This is a genomic window from Sphaerisporangium sp. NBC_01403 (assembly GCF_045040145.1).
Lineage (GTDB): Bacteria > Actinomycetota > Actinomycetes > Streptosporangiales > Streptosporangiaceae > Sphaerisporangium > Sphaerisporangium viridialbum.
Window position 1 is genome coordinate 1,393,913 of the sequence record NZ_CP109534.1, and the last position, 14,643, is coordinate 1,408,555.

The 14,643-nt window shown below is 72.9% G+C and carries 13 protein-coding genes; 9 read left to right on the plus strand and 4 right to left on the minus strand.

The features are described 5' to 3' along the window. Nucleotides 1-3: 3 nt before the first annotated feature. The 3 genes from OG589_RS05955 to OG589_RS05965 all read left to right on the plus strand — a co-directional run bounded on the left by OG589_RS05955 (nucleotide 4) and on the right by OG589_RS05965 (nucleotide 2,009). Nucleotides 4-1,176 carry an acyl-CoA dehydrogenase family protein gene (locus OG589_RS05955; RefSeq protein ID WP_405146905.1) on the plus strand — a complete coding sequence of 391 codons (1,173 nt, stop codon included), beginning with the start codon at nucleotides 4-6 and terminating at the stop codon, nucleotides 1,174-1,176. Nucleotides 1,177-1,258: 82 nt separating this feature from the next. Continuing rightward, the gene (locus OG589_RS05960; RefSeq protein ID WP_405146907.1) at nucleotides 1,259-1,540 is read left to right on the plus strand and encodes a hypothetical protein; all 282 of its coding nucleotides are present in this window, start codon (nucleotides 1,259-1,261) and stop codon (nucleotides 1,538-1,540) included. A 10-nt stretch (nucleotides 1,541-1,550) separates the two neighbouring features. Further along, a complete protein-coding gene (locus OG589_RS05965) occupies nucleotides 1,551-2,009 on the plus strand; it encodes a GNAT family N-acetyltransferase (protein ID WP_405146909.1) in 459 nt (152 codons plus the stop codon). A 58-nt stretch (nucleotides 2,010-2,067) separates the two neighbouring features. On the opposite strand, the gene OG589_RS05970 is transcribed toward OG589_RS05965, so the two are convergent. From OG589_RS05970 to OG589_RS05980, 3 genes are all read right to left on the minus strand, one after another. After that, nucleotides 2,068-3,858: a hypothetical protein gene (locus OG589_RS05970; RefSeq protein ID WP_405146911.1), complete on the minus strand. Its 1,791-nt coding sequence runs from the start codon at nucleotides 3,856-3,858 to the stop codon at nucleotides 2,068-2,070. Nucleotides 3,859-3,978: 120 nt separating this feature from the next. Beyond that, a complete protein-coding gene (locus tag OG589_RS05975; protein WP_405146912.1) occupies nucleotides 3,979-4,902 on the minus strand; it encodes a carbohydrate kinase family protein in 924 nt (307 codons plus the stop codon). Then, on the minus strand, nucleotides 4,903-5,850 hold the full coding sequence (locus tag OG589_RS05980) for a pseudouridine-5'-phosphate glycosidase (protein WP_405146914.1): 948 nt from the start codon (nucleotides 5,848-5,850) through the stop codon (nucleotides 4,903-4,905). Nucleotides 5,851-5,943: 93 nt separating this feature from the next. Here OG589_RS05980 and OG589_RS05985 point away from each other — a divergent pair, with 93 nt between their 5' ends. From OG589_RS05985 to OG589_RS06010, 6 genes are all read left to right on the plus strand, one after another. Then, the gene (locus OG589_RS05985) at nucleotides 5,944-7,482 is read left to right on the plus strand and encodes a phytoene desaturase family protein (RefSeq protein WP_405146916.1); all 1,539 of its coding nucleotides are present in this window, start codon (nucleotides 5,944-5,946) and stop codon (nucleotides 7,480-7,482) included. Between the two features lie 34 nt (nucleotides 7,483-7,516). Beyond that, entirely contained in the window at nucleotides 7,517-8,233 is a 717-nt protein-coding gene (locus tag OG589_RS05990; protein WP_405146917.1) for a response regulator transcription factor, read from the plus strand. After that, complete coding sequence (locus OG589_RS05995; protein ID WP_405146919.1) at nucleotides 8,233-9,615, plus strand: ATP-binding protein; 1,383 nt, start codon at nucleotides 8,233-8,235, stop codon at nucleotides 9,613-9,615. The genes OG589_RS05990 and OG589_RS05995 overlap by 1 nt, the downstream gene beginning before the upstream one ends. Before the next feature lie 63 nt (nucleotides 9,616-9,678). After that, nucleotides 9,679-10,896, plus strand: coding sequence for a glycosyltransferase (locus OG589_RS06000; protein ID WP_405146921.1), 1,218 nt, complete (start codon nucleotides 9,679-9,681; stop codon nucleotides 10,894-10,896). Continuing rightward, the gene (locus OG589_RS06005; RefSeq protein ID WP_405146923.1) at nucleotides 10,893-13,199 is read left to right on the plus strand and encodes a glycosyltransferase family 39 protein; all 2,307 of its coding nucleotides are present in this window, start codon (nucleotides 10,893-10,895) and stop codon (nucleotides 13,197-13,199) included. Before OG589_RS06000 ends, OG589_RS06005 begins: the two co-directional genes overlap by 4 nt. A 120-nt stretch (nucleotides 13,200-13,319) precedes the next feature. Further along, nucleotides 13,320-13,736, plus strand: a complete 417-nt coding sequence (locus OG589_RS06010) for a ferritin-like domain-containing protein (RefSeq protein WP_363919921.1) — start codon at nucleotides 13,320-13,322, stop codon at nucleotides 13,734-13,736. A 145-nt stretch (nucleotides 13,737-13,881) separates the two neighbouring features. Here OG589_RS06010 and OG589_RS06015 read toward each other — a convergent pair whose 3' ends face one another. After that, entirely contained in the window at nucleotides 13,882-14,550 is a 669-nt protein-coding gene (locus OG589_RS06015; protein WP_405146925.1) for a hypothetical protein, read from the minus strand. Between the last annotated feature and the right edge of the window lie 93 nt (nucleotides 14,551-14,643).

Sequence of the window (14,643 nt, forward strand, 5' to 3'; positions counted from 1 at the left end):
AGCATGCACCGGCTCAACGACGAGTACGAGGCGCTGCGCAAGACCGTCGAGGACTTCTCCAGGGACGTGGTCGCGCCGGTGATCGGCGACTACTACGAGCGCTGCGCGTTCCCGTACGACATCGTCTCTCAGATGGGGCGTATGGGACTGTTCGGGCTGCCGATCCCCGAGGAGTACGGCGGTATGGGCGGCGACTACTTCGCCCTGTGCCTGGCGCTGGAGGAGCTCGCCCGCGTGGACTCCTCGGTGGCCATCACCCTGGAGGCCGCGGTCTCTCTCGGCGCCATGCCGGTCTACCGGTTCGGCACCGCCGAGCAGAAGGCCGAATGGCTTCCCCGGCTGACCTCCGGCGAGACGCTCGGCGCCTTCGGGCTGACCGAGCCGGGCGGCGGCTCCGACGTGCCGGGCGGCATGCGGACCACGGCCGTGCTGGACGGGGACGAGTGGGTGATCAACGGATCCAAGGCGTTCATCACCAACTCGGGCACCGACATCACCGGATTCGTCGCCGTCGCCGCCATCACCGGTCAGCGCGAGCGGACCGAGGGCGCGGGGCGGGTCTCCCCGGAGATCACGACGATCCTGGTCCCGTCGGGCACGCCCGGGTTCACGGTCTCCAAGAAGTACTCCAAGGTCGGCTGGTCGGCCTCGGACACGCGGGAGCTGTCGTTCACCGACTGCCGGGTGCCCGCCGCCAACCTGCTCGGCGAGCGGGGCAGGGGGTACGCGCAGTTCCTCCAGACCCTCGACGAGGGCCGCATCGCCATCGCGGCGCTGTCGGTGGGCCTCGCGCAAGGCTGCGTCGACGAGAGCCTGCGGTACGTCCAGGAGCGGCAGGCGTTCGGGCTGCCGATCGGGCGCTACCAGGCGATCCAGTTCAAGGTCGCCGACATGGAGGTGCGGGCCCACACGGCGCGCCTGGCCTACTACCACGCGGCCGAGAAGATGCTCGCCGGCGAGCCGTTCAAGAAGGAGGCGGCCATCGCGAAGCTGGTGAGCTCCAACGCGGCGATGGACAACGCCCGCGACGCCACCCAGATCTTCGGCGGCTACGGCTTCATGAACGAGTACCCGGTCGGGCGCTTCTACCGCGACGCCAAGATCCTGGAGATCGGCGAGGGCACCAGCGAGGTCCAGCGCATGCTGATCGCCCGCCAGCTCGGCATGCCCGCCTAGCCGCGCATGCGCGAGCAGGGCTCGCGAATCCGGCTTACGGCTCAGCGAAGGGCGCTTTGACCTGCGCTATCGTGAAAAGTGGATGAGGCGCGGCCGGCTCGCTGAGTCGGCCGCGTCATGCCTGATCCGTACGCCGTTGCCCTTCCTGGTGCCGGGAGGAGGGGTGTTCCAGGCGACCGGACGCCCGATCACCGTCGGCGCGTGCAGCGTCTCGATCGTGGCGGACGGCCTCATCGCCAGCCATCGCATCTACTACGACCAGCTGGAGCTGGCCACCCAGCTCGGGGGCAACCTCTGCTTCGGCATGGCGAACTGCGATGTTGGCCCCGACGGCGAATGGACGAACAGGCCATCCACTACCTAAAGTCCTTTTCATGACATCTGATGATCTCCTGGTGCGAAGGGCCGAGAAGAGCGACACCGAGGAGATCTTCGGGCTGGCCCGCGAGTTCGCCCTGTCGTTCCGCCCGCAGCGGGCGGCGTTCGACGCGGCCTTTCCGCTCCTGCTGGAGAACCCCGACGCCCTCGTCCTCGTCGCCGTCGTGGACGGTGACGTACGCGGGTACCTGCTCGGTTACGTGCACCTGACCCTGTTCGCGAACGGCCACGTCGCCTGGGTCGAGGAGGCGATGACCCAGCACGGCTTCCGCAGGCGCGGGCTGGGCCGGGCGCTGCTCGAGGAGTTCGAGGTGTGGGCGCGGTCCATGGACGCCGGGTACATCGCGCTGGCGACCCGGCGCGCCCCGGAGTTCTACGCGGCGCTCAAGTACGAGTCCGCTGGAACGTACTACCGCAAGGTGCTCAAGCCGGAGCAGCCTGGCGCGACCCCGTGACCCCGTGACCCCGTGACCGTGACCCGTGACCCGTGACCCGTGACGGCGCCCGGACGCCTCAGGACGTGAGCTGGGCGTCCAGGCGGTAGCCGTCCACGGTGACGTAGACCGCGTCGCCCGGCCGGGCGTTGAGCCGCATCAGCACCGGCTGGAGCGAGTCGAACACCGGCTGGCGGTCACGCCAGACCAGGACGACCGCGTTGTCCCCCGGCCCGGTGACCGACAGCAGCGTGCCCGGGCGCATGCCGAGCTGCGTGGCGTACCCCTCGGGCACGGGCACCGGCTCGCCGCGCAGATGCTCGCTCGTCACGTCGATCCGCTGCCAGCGGCGCGGGTCGGAGGCGGGACTGGGCAGCGGCGGCGCGTGCGTCGCGGCGCGCGGCTCCGGCACCAGGTGCGGCCGGATGGGCCCGGACAGCGCGGTGAGCGCCGCCAGGGCCGTCTGGGCGTCGGGCAGGTTCTCCGCCACGGACGGGACCGGCAGCCCCCCGCGCATCTGGTGGCCGTTGGCCCCGGGCGTGCGGCGGGGGAGCGGGCTGAAGCCGTTCGTGGCCGGCGGCTCGGGCTGCCGGGTCATCGCCCGGGGCAGGGCGTCGATCCAGGCCCGGGCCGAGTGGGCGCGGATGCCGACCTGGGCCAGCAGCTCCGCGGCGTCCTCTCCCGAGGTCTTGTCGCCCAGCAGCTGGGCCGTCCGCTCGCGCAGCCTGCCGAGGTCGCCGACGACGAGCCAGCCGTCCTGGAGGCGGCGGTCGCGCATGAGCGCGACCAGCACCCGCCACAGGGGCGTGCCGAGTGAGGGCACCTCGATGGGGTGCGCGGGGTCGGCCCCGATGAGCTGGTCCTCGGTGGCGGCGACGCCCAGCCACTCGGTGAGGCGGAACAGGTGCCCGGTCACCGCGGTGGACTCCGGAGAGCGCAGCCAGTGCAGCACGCGCTCCTCGGCCGCCCGCTGCGCCTGCGAGAGCACGTCGCGGTCGACGTGCAGCTCGTGGGCGAGCGTGCGGAGGCTGATCGGCTCCTCGGCGAACAGCCGTTCGATGGCGACGGCCCGCTCCAGCGGCGTCCACTCGCGGAATACCGCGTCCACGAGCCGCACGAGGGGGTTGTCCGAAACCGGGGGCGGCGGGGTGGCGGCGGCCGGCGCCTCGCGGTACGGGGGCGCCTGCGGCACGCCGTTCCCCGGGGGAACCGCGGCGTCGGGGGACTGCGTGGGATGTGGGCCCGTGCGGGAGGCGCCGGGCTGCGTCGGATGCGGGCCCGTGCGGGACGCGCCGGGCTGCGTGGGATGGGGGCCGGTCGGCTGCGCGGCGCGGGGGCCGGCCTGCTGCGCCGGGTGGGGCCCCGTGTGCGCCGTGGCGGGCGGGGCGATCGGCGGCAGGGCGAGCTGGGGTGGGCCCGCCACCGGGGCGATCTGCGGTGAGATCGGCCCGGGTACCTGCGGCGCGATGGCGGGAACCCGGCCGAGCACCTCACGGAAGATGGCGGTGATGATCACTTCGGGTGACGCTGGGACCGCCGGGACCCGCAGGTCGGCGGCGGTGAGCCTGCGCAGGCGCTGCCATCCGCCCATCCCGGTGATCGCCGAGCGCGCGGGCTCGGGCCAGCCGGGAAGCCCTGGGTCCACCATGTGGACCTGGAGTGCGGGCAGCACGTCCATCAGCGCCAGGTGGTCCCAGCGGCTGACGGCCAGCCGCGAGAGCCTGTCGCAGAGCCAGTCGACACCGGTCGTGCCGAGGGCACGGCTGAGAGCGACCGAAGCCCACCAGCCGCCCGGAAGCCGGGGGTCGGCGAGCACTTCGGCGATCTGCTGAGGGCGGCTCCAGCGCAGGGCCGGGACCAGATCGCTCAAGCAGATCATTGAATCGGCGTCCATCGGCTGACCGCATCCTCCCGAGTGTGACGCATGTTGCTAATGGTGCAGCTTACGCCGGAGGCTATCAATTAGCGCCATCTAGGGAGAACATAGCCGCTAGCCGATCCCCGAGCCTGTAACCGAGTGGACACCGCTCGCAGACCCCGGCCTTCCGCCCAGCCGGGTGACGGCCTCGGCGCCCGCCAGACACCCCGCTTCCAGCGCCGACTCCGGAGAGTCACCCGGTAGCAGAGCGCTGAGGAATCCCGCGGCGAAGGCGTCCCCGGCGCCCGTGGAGTCCACCGCGCGGGCGGTCACGGCGGGCGCCCGGTGGACCACCCGGCCCGCCACCGCCAGCAACGCCCCGCCGGCCCCGAGCTTCACCGCGGCCATGCCGTACCGCGCGCTGAGCGCCGCCGCCGCGTCCGCGACGTCGGTCTCGCCGGTCAGGAGCAGGGCCTCGTCCCGGTTCGGGATGATGATCGTCGCGGCGGCCGTCTCCGCGAGGAATCTGTCCGGGCCGAAATCCCGCAGGAAGCCGGTCGAGGCAGGATCCACGCTGATCCGCACGTCCCGCGCCAGGGCGGCCCGTACGGCCAGCCGGACCAGTTCGAGGCCAGGCTCGGCGAACAGCGTGTACCCGGAGATGTGCAGGTGGCTCACGCCGTCGAGCAGGCCGTCGTCCCAGTCGCCCGGGCCGATGCGCCCGCCCGCGCCCCGGTTGGTCAGCATCGAGCGCTCACCGGTCACGTCGACCATCGCGATCACGACGGCGGTCGGGTGCGCGGGGTCCACCCGCACGTGCGGGTGGACGCCCGCCCCGCGCAGCTCCGCGATGTGCCAGGGGCCGGTGTCGTACCCGACGCGCGTCAGGATGCGCGTGTCCGCGCCCAGGTGGGCGGCCCAGGAGGCGGTGTTCGCCCCCGAGCCGCCCGGTCGCACGACGATGTCGGCGGCGGTGTCGGTGCCGGTCGCGACCGGCGCGTGATGGAGCGCGACCACATCGGTGACGACGTCGCCGATGACGAGCAGACCGCCCACTCAGCTCTCCGCCGACGGCGACGAGGCCCACGAGGCGGCGATCCGCGCGGCCAGGCGGGTGTTGCCCCGCACGGCGGCCAGGTTGGCCTCCAGCGAGGCGCCGCCGGTGCCCCTGACCAGGAAGTCGAGCAGGAACGGGGTGATCGCCTGGCCGGTGATCCCCTCGGCGTCGGCGGCGGCGAGGGCCTCGGCCAGCACGCGGTCGTGGAGCCCGGGGTCGAGCTGCTCGGTCTCCGGCACCGGGTTGGCCACGATCAGCGCCGTCTCGGGGCCGCCCAGGCCGTCCTGCGCCCGCATGACGGCGGCGGCCTCGGCGGGGGTCTCAAGGCGCCAGTCGACGGCCAGCCCGGAGGTGTGGAGGTAGAAGCCGGGGAACTCATCCGTGCGGTACCCGGCCACGCTCACGCTCCGCGTCTCCAGCCGCTGGAGGGTGGCGGGCACGTCCAGGATCGACTTCACGCCCGCGCAGACGATGGTGATCCGCGTCCTCGAGAGCATGTCGAGGTCGGCGGACTCGTCCTGGTCGGCCGTCCACCCGCGGTGCACGCCGCCGAGGCCGCCGGTGGCGAACACCCGGATCCCCGCGCGGGCCGCGAGGAACGCGGTGGCCGAGACGGTCGTGGCGCCGCTGGCCGACAGCGCGGCGGCGGCCGGCAGGTCGCGGAAGCCCAGCTTGCGCAGGCCGGGCTCGGTGGCGACGCGCTCCAGCATGCCCTTGTCGAGGCCCACGCGGGCCACTCCGTCGAGCACGGCGATGGTCGCGGGCACGGCTCCCGCCTCCCGGACCAGCTCTTCGAGCTCGATCGCGACCTGCAGGTTGCGGGGCTGCGGCAGGCCGTGCGAGATGATCGTCGTTTCGAGCGCGACCACGGGCGCCCCCGTGGCAAGGGCCTCGGTGACTTCCTCGGATGTCTGGATGATCGCCTCGCCGTGGCCGGTCATGTGCATGCTCGCTCTCGGTCCTCTCCGTATGTACGCTCCAGGGGGATTGTTCCCCTGATGTGCCGTCTCACCGTACTGTCCGGGTTAGGAGACTTTGTCATGCCCCGTTCGCACTACGACGCCGTCATCGCCGGTGCCGGGCACAACGGCCTGGTCGCCGCCGCCTACCTCGCGCGAGCGGGGCGCCGCGTACTGGTGCTGGAGCGACTCTCCCACGTGGGCGGCCTCGCGGTCTCCGCGCAGGCCTTCCCCGGGGTCGACGCGCGGCTCTCGCGCTACTCCTACCTGGTCAGCCTGCTGCCGGGCAAGGTGGTCTCCGATCTCGGGCTCAAGCTGGAGCTGCGGCGCAGGCGCTACGCCTCGTACACCCCGGTGGGCGGCACCGGGCTGCTCGTGGACAACGGCGACGCGGACCGGACCGCCGCCTCCTTCGCCGCCGTGACCGGCGGGCCGGGCGACCTCGCGGCCTGGCACCGGTTCTACGGGCAGACGGCGCGGGTCGCCGAGCGGGTGGCGCCCACCCTGCTCGAACCCCTGCGCGACCGTACGGCGCTGCGCGAGGTGGTCGGGGACGCCGAGGCCTGGCGCGACCTGTTCGAGCGGCCGATCGGCGAGGTGGCCCGCGAGCGGTTCGGCGACGACACCGTGCGCGGCGTGGTGCTGACGGACGCCCTGATCGGCACCTTCGCCGACCCCGACAAGGACCTGCTGGCCAACCGCTGCTTCCTCTACCACGTCGTCGGCGACGGCACGGGGGACTGGAACGTGCCGGTCGGGGGCATGGGCGCGGTCAGCGGGGCGCTCGCCGAGGCGGCGCGGAGCGGCGGCGCGGAGATCCGCACCGGCATGGAGGTGCTGTCGATCGACCCGGGCGGCGAGGTCGTGTTCCGTGACGCCGAGGGCGCCGAGCACACCGTCACCGGCGACCACCTGCTGGTCAACACCCCGCCCGCCGTCATGGCGAGGCTGCTCGGCGGGGCGCAGGAGCCGCCGGAGGGCGCCCAGCTCAAGGTCAACATGGTGCTGTCGCGCCTGCCCCGCCTGAAGGACGGGTCGGTGGACCCGGTGGAGGCGTTCAGCGGCACGTTCCACATCAACGAGGGGCGCGACCAGCTCGCGCTAGCGTACGAGCAGGCGGTCGCCGGGTTGATCCCCGAGCTGCCCCCGGCGGAGGTGTACTGCCATTCGCTGACCGACTCCTCGATCCTCGGTCCTTCGCTGCGGGAGGCCGGGGCCCAGACGATGACGCTGTTCGGCCTGCACATGCCCGCCCGCCTTTTCCGGAAAAATCCGGAAAAGGCGAGGAGTGAGGCGCTGGCCGCCACCCTCGCCTCCATCAACAGCGTGCTGGCCGAGCCCATCGAGGACTGCCTCCTGCGCGCCCCCGACGGGTCGTACTGCCTGGAGGCGAAGACCCCCGTGGACCTGGAGAACGAGGCCGGGCTCCCCGGCGGCCACATCTTCCACAGGGACCTGTCCTGGCCGTTCGCCGAGGACCCCGCCGAGACCGGCAGGTGGGGCGTGGAGACCGAGCACGAGCGCATCCTGCTGTGCGGCGCGGGCGCCCGGCGCGGGGGAGGCGTGAGCGGCATCCCCGGCCACAACGCGGCCATGGCGGTCCTCGCAGGAAACTCTTAATGGGCTTCTCACAATGTCCGGCTACCGTGAGCCGGTGAGCACAACGGGAGACAGGGACGTCGCGCGGCTGCTCGTGGTCGACGACGAGCCCGCGCTGCGGGAGGCGCTGCAGAGCAGCCTGGAGTTCGAGGGGTACAAGGTCGGCCTCGCCGAGGACGGCGCCGAGGCCCTCGACGCGCTCGGGCGCGAGCGGTACGACCTGGTGCTGCTCGACGTCATGATGCCGCGCGTGGACGGGCTGACCGCGTGCAGGCGCCTGCGGGCGGCGGGCGACCAGATCCCCGTGCTCATGCTCACCGCCAGGGACGCCGTCGGCGACCGCGTGTCCGGGCTGGACGCCGGGGCCGACGACTACCTGGTCAAGCCGTTCGAGCTGGACGAGCTGTTCGCCCGGGTGCGCGCCCTGCTGCGGCGCGGCGCCAGGCAGGCCCCGGCCGCCGTGCCCGACGGGGTGCTGAGCCACGCCGGCCTGCGCATGGACACGACCAGCCGCGAGGTCACCAGGGACGACCGCCCGCTGGAGCTCACGCGCACGGAGTATCTGCTGCTGGAGCTGTTCCTCGCCCATCCCAGGCAGGTGCTCACCCGCGAGCAGATCCTCAGCGACGTGTGGGGGTTCGACTTCGAGCCCTCGTCCAACTCGCTCGACGTGTACATCATGTACCTGCGCCGCAAGACCGAGGCCGGTGGCGCGCCCCGCCTGATCCACACCGTGCGCGGCGTGGGATACGTGCTGAGGACGCCTTCCTGATGCGGCGCGGGCGCCGGTCGATGAGGTCGCGGCTGACCGTGCTGGTCGCGACGGTCGTCGCCGTGGCGATCGCCGTCTGCGCGGCGGCCTGCTGGTTCCTCGTGCGCAACGAGCTGTCGCGGCAGCTCGACACCTCGCTGGACCAGCCCCCGCTGGGCGGCAGGACGGTCGAGATGATCCAGCGGAACTGCTCCGAGCACCCGAGCGGCACCGAGGAGCCGGGACCGTTCCTGCGCCTCCAGCAGATCGTCCTCGCCGACGGCACCCGCTGCGCCCAGGGCTGGGACGCCGTCAAGGTGGAGCCGGCCGACCAGCGCATGGCGCGGCTGCCCGGGGCCCGGATGCTGCGGGACGGCGTCACCGACAGCGGCGACACCGTCCGCGTGCTGACCGCGAACGTCGGCCCCGGCGTGGCCGTCAGCGTCTCGCGGTCGCTGGCGGGCACCGACGCGACGCTGCGCGGCCTCGCGCTGCTGCTCGCGGGGGTCGCGGCGCTCGGCGTCCTCGGCGCGGCCACGGCGGGCCGGTTCGTCTCCCGTACGGCGCTGCGCCCCGTCACCCGCCTGACCGGCGCCGTCGAGCACATCGCGAGGACCGAGGACCTGCTCACGCGCATCCCGGTCGACGGCGAGGACGAGATCGCGCGGCTGAGCACGTCCTTCAACGCGATGACGGCCGCCCTCGCAAACTCCCGCGAGCGCCAGCGGCAGCTCATCGCCGACGCCGGGCACGAGCTGCGCACCCCGCTCACCAGCCTGCGCACCAACATCGACCTGCTGCTGCACAGCGAGAACACCGGCAGGCAGCTCGACCCGCGGGCCAGAAGGCGCCTGCTCGCGAGCGTGAAGGCCCAGATGGCCGAGCTGTCCGCCCTCGTCGGCGACCTGCTGGAGCTGTCGCGCGTGTCCGGGGGCGAGGAGCCCACGGCGGACCTGCCGTTCCACGAGGTGGTGGAGGCCGCCGTCGCCCGCGCCCGCCTGCGCGCCCACGACGTGCGCATCGACGCCGAGCTGGGCGAGTGGTTCGTCCACGGCCGCGAGGGCGCGCTGGAACGCGCCGTGGTCAACCTGCTCGACAACGCCGTGAAGTTCAGCCCCGCCGCGGGCACGGTGACCGTCCGGCTCGAAGGGGGAGAGCTGACCGTGCGCGACCACGGCCCCGGCATCCCCGAGGACGAGCTTCCGCACGTCTTCGACCGCTTCTGGCGCTCGTCCACGGCCAGGAGCATGCCCGGCTCCGGCCTCGGCCTCGCCATCGTGGCGCAGGCCGTACGGGACGCGGGGGGCGAGGCGGCCCTCTCCAACGCACCCGGGGGCGGCGCCCGCGCCAGCCTGAGGCTGCCCGGCCGGGCGCATTCTCAGACAGGGTTAATCAACGCCTAAGGGTGGTTCAATCCCGCTCCCCGACGGTGGAGCCATGAGCCAGCCGATCCCCGGTCATCGCGCATGACCTCCTCCCTCGCACCGGCGCCCGCACAGGCGTCCCTCGCCCCGGAGACCGGGACCCGCCTCGTCGAGGTGGTCGTCCCGGTGTACAACGAGCAGCGGGTGCTCGCGCAGAGCGTCCGCCGCCTCCACGACTACCTGACCCGCACCTTCCCGTACGGCTTCCGCATCACGGTCGCCGACAACGCCAGCACCGACGGCACCTGGGACATCGCCACCGGGCTCGCCCGCGACCTGCCCCATGTGCGGGCCGTCCACCTGGACAAGAAGGGCCGGGGACGGGCGCTTCGCCAGGTCTGGGCCGAGAGCGACGCCGACGTCGTCAGCTACATGGACGTCGACCTGTCCACGGACCTGACCGCGTTCCTGCCGCTGATCGCCCCGCTCCTGTCGGGCCACAGCGACCTCGCGATCGGCACCCGCCTGTCCAGGGCGGCCCGGGTCGAGCGCGGGCCCAAGCGGGAGATCATCTCCCGGGCCTACAACCTGCTGCTGCGCTCGGCCATGGGCGCCCGCTTCTCCGACGCCCAGTGCGGCTTCAAGGCGGTACGTACCGAGATCGCCCAGGCCCTGCTGCCGGCCGTCGAGGACGAGGAGTGGTTCTTCGACACCGAGCTGCTGCTGCTGGCCGAACGCCACGGCCTTCGCATCCACGAGGTCCCCGTCGACTGGGTGGACGACCCGGACAGCAGGGTCGACGTCCTCCGGACCGCGCTCGACGACCTCAGGGGGATGGCCAGGGTGGCACGCAGGACACTGTCCGGCGCGGCGCGCATCCCGGTTCCCGACCAGGTGGCCGCCGCCCGGCTGCCGTCGGGGATGGTGCGCCAGCTCCCCCGCTTCGTGGTCGTCGGGGTGGTCAGCACCCTCGCCTACCTGGCCCTGTTCTGGGTGCTTCGCGGCGTCACCCCTGCCGTGGTGGCCAACGCCGTCGCGCTGCTGGTCACCGCCGTCGCCAACACCGCCGCCAACCGGCGCTTCACCTTCGGGGTGACCGGCTCGGCCGGGGCCCTCCGGCACCAGGTGGAGGGCCTGGTCGCGTTCTTCGTCGGCCTCGCGCTGACGACCGGGACGCTGGCGCTGCTGCCCGCGACCGCGCCGAGGTCGGTCGAGCTCGCCGGGGTCGTCGTCGCCAACGGCGCCGCCACCCTGGTCCGCTTCGTGCTGCTGCGCGCCTGGGTGTTCAGCCCGGGCCGCCGGAAGGAGGGCTCCCGATGACCGTGGACGTCGAACGGCCCCCGGCCGCCGGGGGACGGCACCGTCCCGCCGGGCGTGGCCGCCTCGCCCGGGTGGTGCTCGGCCGCCCGGAGGATCCCCGCTGGGCGCGGCCCGCGCTGCTCGGTGTGCTCGCGCTCGCGGCGGTGCTGTACACCTGGGCGCTCGGCCGCAACGGGTACGCCAACGACTACTACTCCGCCGCCATCCTGTCGGGCACCCGGAGCTGGAAGGCCTTCTTCTTCGGCGCGGTCGACGCGGGGTCGTTCATCACCGTCGACAAGCCGCCGTTCGCGCTGTGGATGATGGGGCTGTCGGCGCGGATCTTCGGCTTCGGCACCTGGAGCATGCTGCTGCCGCAGGCCCTGGCGGGGGTCGCGTCCGTCGCCCTCGTCCACTCGGCCGTACGCCGCGCCTTCGGCGGGACGGGCGTGTCCGACGGCTCCGTGTCCGGCGGGACGGGCGTGTCCGACGGTGACGGGCGTGCGGTGGGCGAGACCCCGCGCCATGACGTACGGCCCGCGCCCGGCGGGGTGTGGGGGCACGTGGCGGGGCTGGTCGCGGCGCTGGTGATGACGCTGACGCCGATCACCGTGGCGATCAACAGGGACAACAACCCCGACACCATCCTCGTGCTGCTCCTGGTCGCGGCGGCCTGGTTCTGCGCCGAGGCGATCAGGACCGGGCGGACGCGGACCCTGGTGCTCTGCGGCCTGCTCGTCGGCATGGCCTTCACCACCAAGATGCTGCAGGCCTACCTGGTGCTCCCCGCGTTCGCCCTGGTCTACCTGTACGCCGCGCCCGGCAGGATCCTGGCACGCCTCGGCCGCCTGCTGGCCGCGGGCGCCGTCCTGGTGGCGTCCAGTGCCTGGTGGATGGTCGTCGTAGACCTGTGGCCCGCCGCCGACCGGCCGTACATCGGCGGCAGCACCGACAACACGGTGTGGGACCTGGTCATCGGCTACAACGGCCTCGGCCGGATCTTCGGCGGCGAGGGGGCGGCCGGGCGAGGCGGCGGTGGTGGCGGCTTCGGCGGGGCGTCTGGCGCGGGACGGCTGTTCAACGACGTCATGGCCGGTCAGATCTCCTGGCTGATCCCCTTCGCCGCACTCGCGCTGGTCGCCGGGCTCGTGCTCACGAGCCGTCGTTCCAGCAGGAAGCCGGCTCTCACGGGTGACCGCTCCGGCCCCGTCCTTATAGATCACCGCTCCGGTCCTGTCGTCACGGGTGATGGATCGGGCCACGTCCGTACCGATGACCGCTCCGGTCGCGGTCTCGGGCGGGTCCTCCCGGAGCGCCGTTCCGGGCTGCGGGCGGCCCTGCTCCTCTGGGGTGGATGGCTGGTGGTCCACTACGCGGTCTTCAGCTTCTCGGCGGGGACCTTCCACCCGTACTACTCCACGGCGCTCGCTCCCGCCGTGTCCGCTCTGGCCGGGCTCGGTGGAGTGCTGATGTGGCAGGCGTACCTGCGGACGCGGGCGTGGGCCTGGGCGCTGCCGCTGGGCATCGCGGTCACCGGCGCCTGGGCGTTCGCCGTGCTCCGCCGTACTCCCGAGTGGGCCCCGTGGCTCGCGTACGCCGTCGCCGGCCTGTGCGCGGTCGCGGCGATCGGGCTGCTCGTCCTGCGGCTCGGCGGGCGGGGGAGGGCACGGCTCGCCGCCGTCGCCCTGGTCCTCGGTCTCGCGGGTGGTCTCGCGGGCCCCACCGCCTACGCGCTGACCCCGCTGTCCTCGGCCGTGAACGGCACCAACCCCACGGCTGGACCGGCGGGAAGCGGCGGGTTCGGCGGCATGGGGGGCTCTGGAGGACCTACCGGGATGCGCGGCCGGGCTCCCGGCTCCCTGGGCAACCCGCCGGCCGGCGCCCAGCGGCCCTCCGGGACGGCCGTGCCACCGGGCGCGCCTTCCGGCGCGGGGACGCGGGCACCAGGCGGCTTCGGCGGCGGCCGGGGAGGGGACGTCAGCGCCGCGATGATCTCCTACCTGGAGAGGAACCGGGGCGGCGCCACCTGGCTGCTCGCGGTCAGCAGCGCCCAGAGCGCCTCGTCGATCATCCTGTCCACCGGCGGCGAGCCGGTCATCGCGATGGGCGGCTTCACCGGAAGCGACGCCGCCATGACCGTGGCCAAGCTGCAGGAGTACGTCAGCAGCGGGCGGCTGAAGTACCTCATGCTCGGCGGGGGCATGGGCGGTCCCGAGCGAGGAAACGACGAGGTCACCGCGTGGGTGAAGGCCAACGGGACCCTCGTGGACCCCACCGAGTACGGGGGATCGGACTCCGCCCAGTCGCTCTACAAGCTCGGCTGAACGTACGTCGTCCTGTCGCTCTACGAGATTGGCTGAGCGGGTGTGGCGAGGTGGAGCCGCATTGTCGCCGCGATAGGGGGTAGGAGGGCAGGTCTACAGCGAACGGAAGGATGATCAAGCGTGGACCAGCACAGTTTCATCGCCCTCCTCAACGAGGACCTGGAGAGCGAGTACCGCTCGATCGTGCAGTACGCGCAGCACACCGCCACGGTCAAGGGCCCCGAGTACCAGAGCATCATCGAGGAGCTCAAGGCCCACCTGGGTCAGGAGCTGGAGCACGCGACGACGCTGGCCGGGCAGATCGCGTTCCTCGGCGGCATCCCGTCCGTCTCGGTGCCCGAGATCCCGAGCGTGCCCGACGGCGCCGCCGCGCTCCAGCTCGACCTGGAGCTCGAAGAGACCCAGCTCCAGCGCTACCGTGAGCGGGTCAGCCAGGCCGTGGAGCTGGGGCTCCCGGACGTCGCCGAAGCCCTGCGCCCCCTGCTCCAGCAGACCCAGGACCACGTCATGGATCTCCAAGGCGCCCTGGGCAAGTAGGGGATCAATCAACCGGCTGTAGCCCTCGCCCGGCCGCGCCGCCCACCCAGGCCGTCCCCCCACCGGGAACGAGAAGGGTGGGCGGAGGGCCACGGCGCCACAGGGGGTAGGGAACCGGTCGTTCGAGGTCCCTGGGAGTGGTCCGCTAGCGGTGCTCGATGGTGAGCCGGCCCACCGGCGCCACCGTGTGCATGCCGGTGCCCGTGCCGCCGCATCGCCAGATGGCCGTCCCGCGCTCCGACCCCGCGTACAGGCCCAGGCGGTGCTCGGGACAGGTGGGCCAGGCGGCCCAGATCATCTCCATGACGACCTCCTGGGTGGCGTCGGCGACGCTCACGAGCGCGTCCAGGTCGTCCGCTCCGATGCCGGGCGGGATGCCGTTGCCCTGGAAGGCGTTCCTGAACTCCACCCGGGCGTGGCCGCCGATGTCCCAGTCGGGGACGGTCAGCCGTAGCGGCCCGGAGATCCCCGTGGCGCGGACGTCGCGTTCCACCACGAGCAGCGCCTGCGCGAGCGTCGCCCACAGGCCCGGTTCGTCGTCGAAGGACGGCTGATAGTGGATCTCCTGGAGAAGCCGGCGCCCCAGCCGGGCCACGTCCTCGGGCGTCAGCTCCGCGGTGGGGCGTTCGAGGAGTTCCCTTACGGCCGGGCTCGACCGGCCGATTTCCTCCAGCAGGCAGGCCAGCTCGATCACGTCGCCAGGCCGCGGACCCAGGCCCTCCCCGCGCCGCGCGGGATCGGCGCTCAGGTCGTCGTCACGCAACGCCGTGTAGATCACGCCGCCCAGTTCCTTGATGGCCCGCTCCATCTCCATGGCGGCCCGCTCCATCCGCTCTTGAGATCGCACACCGCAGTGTCACCCGCCGCGGGCACCGTGGCCAACCGGATTTCCTGCCACCGGGCCGTT

What these genes read in the sequence shown, in the direction of transcription:
- OG589_RS05955 (WP_405146905.1), top strand. Translation starts at nt 4, where the DNA reads ATGCACCGGCTCAACGACGAGTACGAGGCGCTGCGCAAGACCGTCGAG.
- OG589_RS05960 (WP_405146907.1), top strand. Translation starts at nt 1,259, where the DNA reads ATGAGGCGCGGCCGGCTCGCTGAGTCGGCCGCGTCATGCCTGATCCGT.
- OG589_RS05965 (WP_405146909.1), top strand. Translation starts at nt 1,551, where the DNA reads ATGACATCTGATGATCTCCTGGTGCGAAGGGCCGAGAAGAGCGACACC.
- OG589_RS05980 (WP_405146914.1), bottom strand. Translation starts at nt 5,850, where the DNA reads ATGCACATGACCGGCCACGGCGAGGCGATCATCCAGACATCCGAGGAA.
- OG589_RS05985 (WP_405146916.1), top strand. Translation starts at nt 5,944, where the DNA reads ATGCCCCGTTCGCACTACGACGCCGTCATCGCCGGTGCCGGGCACAAC.
- OG589_RS05995 (WP_405146919.1), top strand. Translation starts at nt 8,233, where the DNA reads ATGCGGCGCGGGCGCCGGTCGATGAGGTCGCGGCTGACCGTGCTGGTC.
- OG589_RS06000 (WP_405146921.1), top strand. Translation starts at nt 9,679, where the DNA reads ATGACCTCCTCCCTCGCACCGGCGCCCGCACAGGCGTCCCTCGCCCCG.
- OG589_RS06005 (WP_405146923.1), top strand. Translation starts at nt 10,893, where the DNA reads ATGACCGTGGACGTCGAACGGCCCCCGGCCGCCGGGGGACGGCACCGT.
- OG589_RS06015 (WP_405146925.1), bottom strand. Translation starts at nt 14,550, where the DNA reads ATGGAGATGGAGCGGGCCATCAAGGAACTGGGCGGCGTGATCTACACG.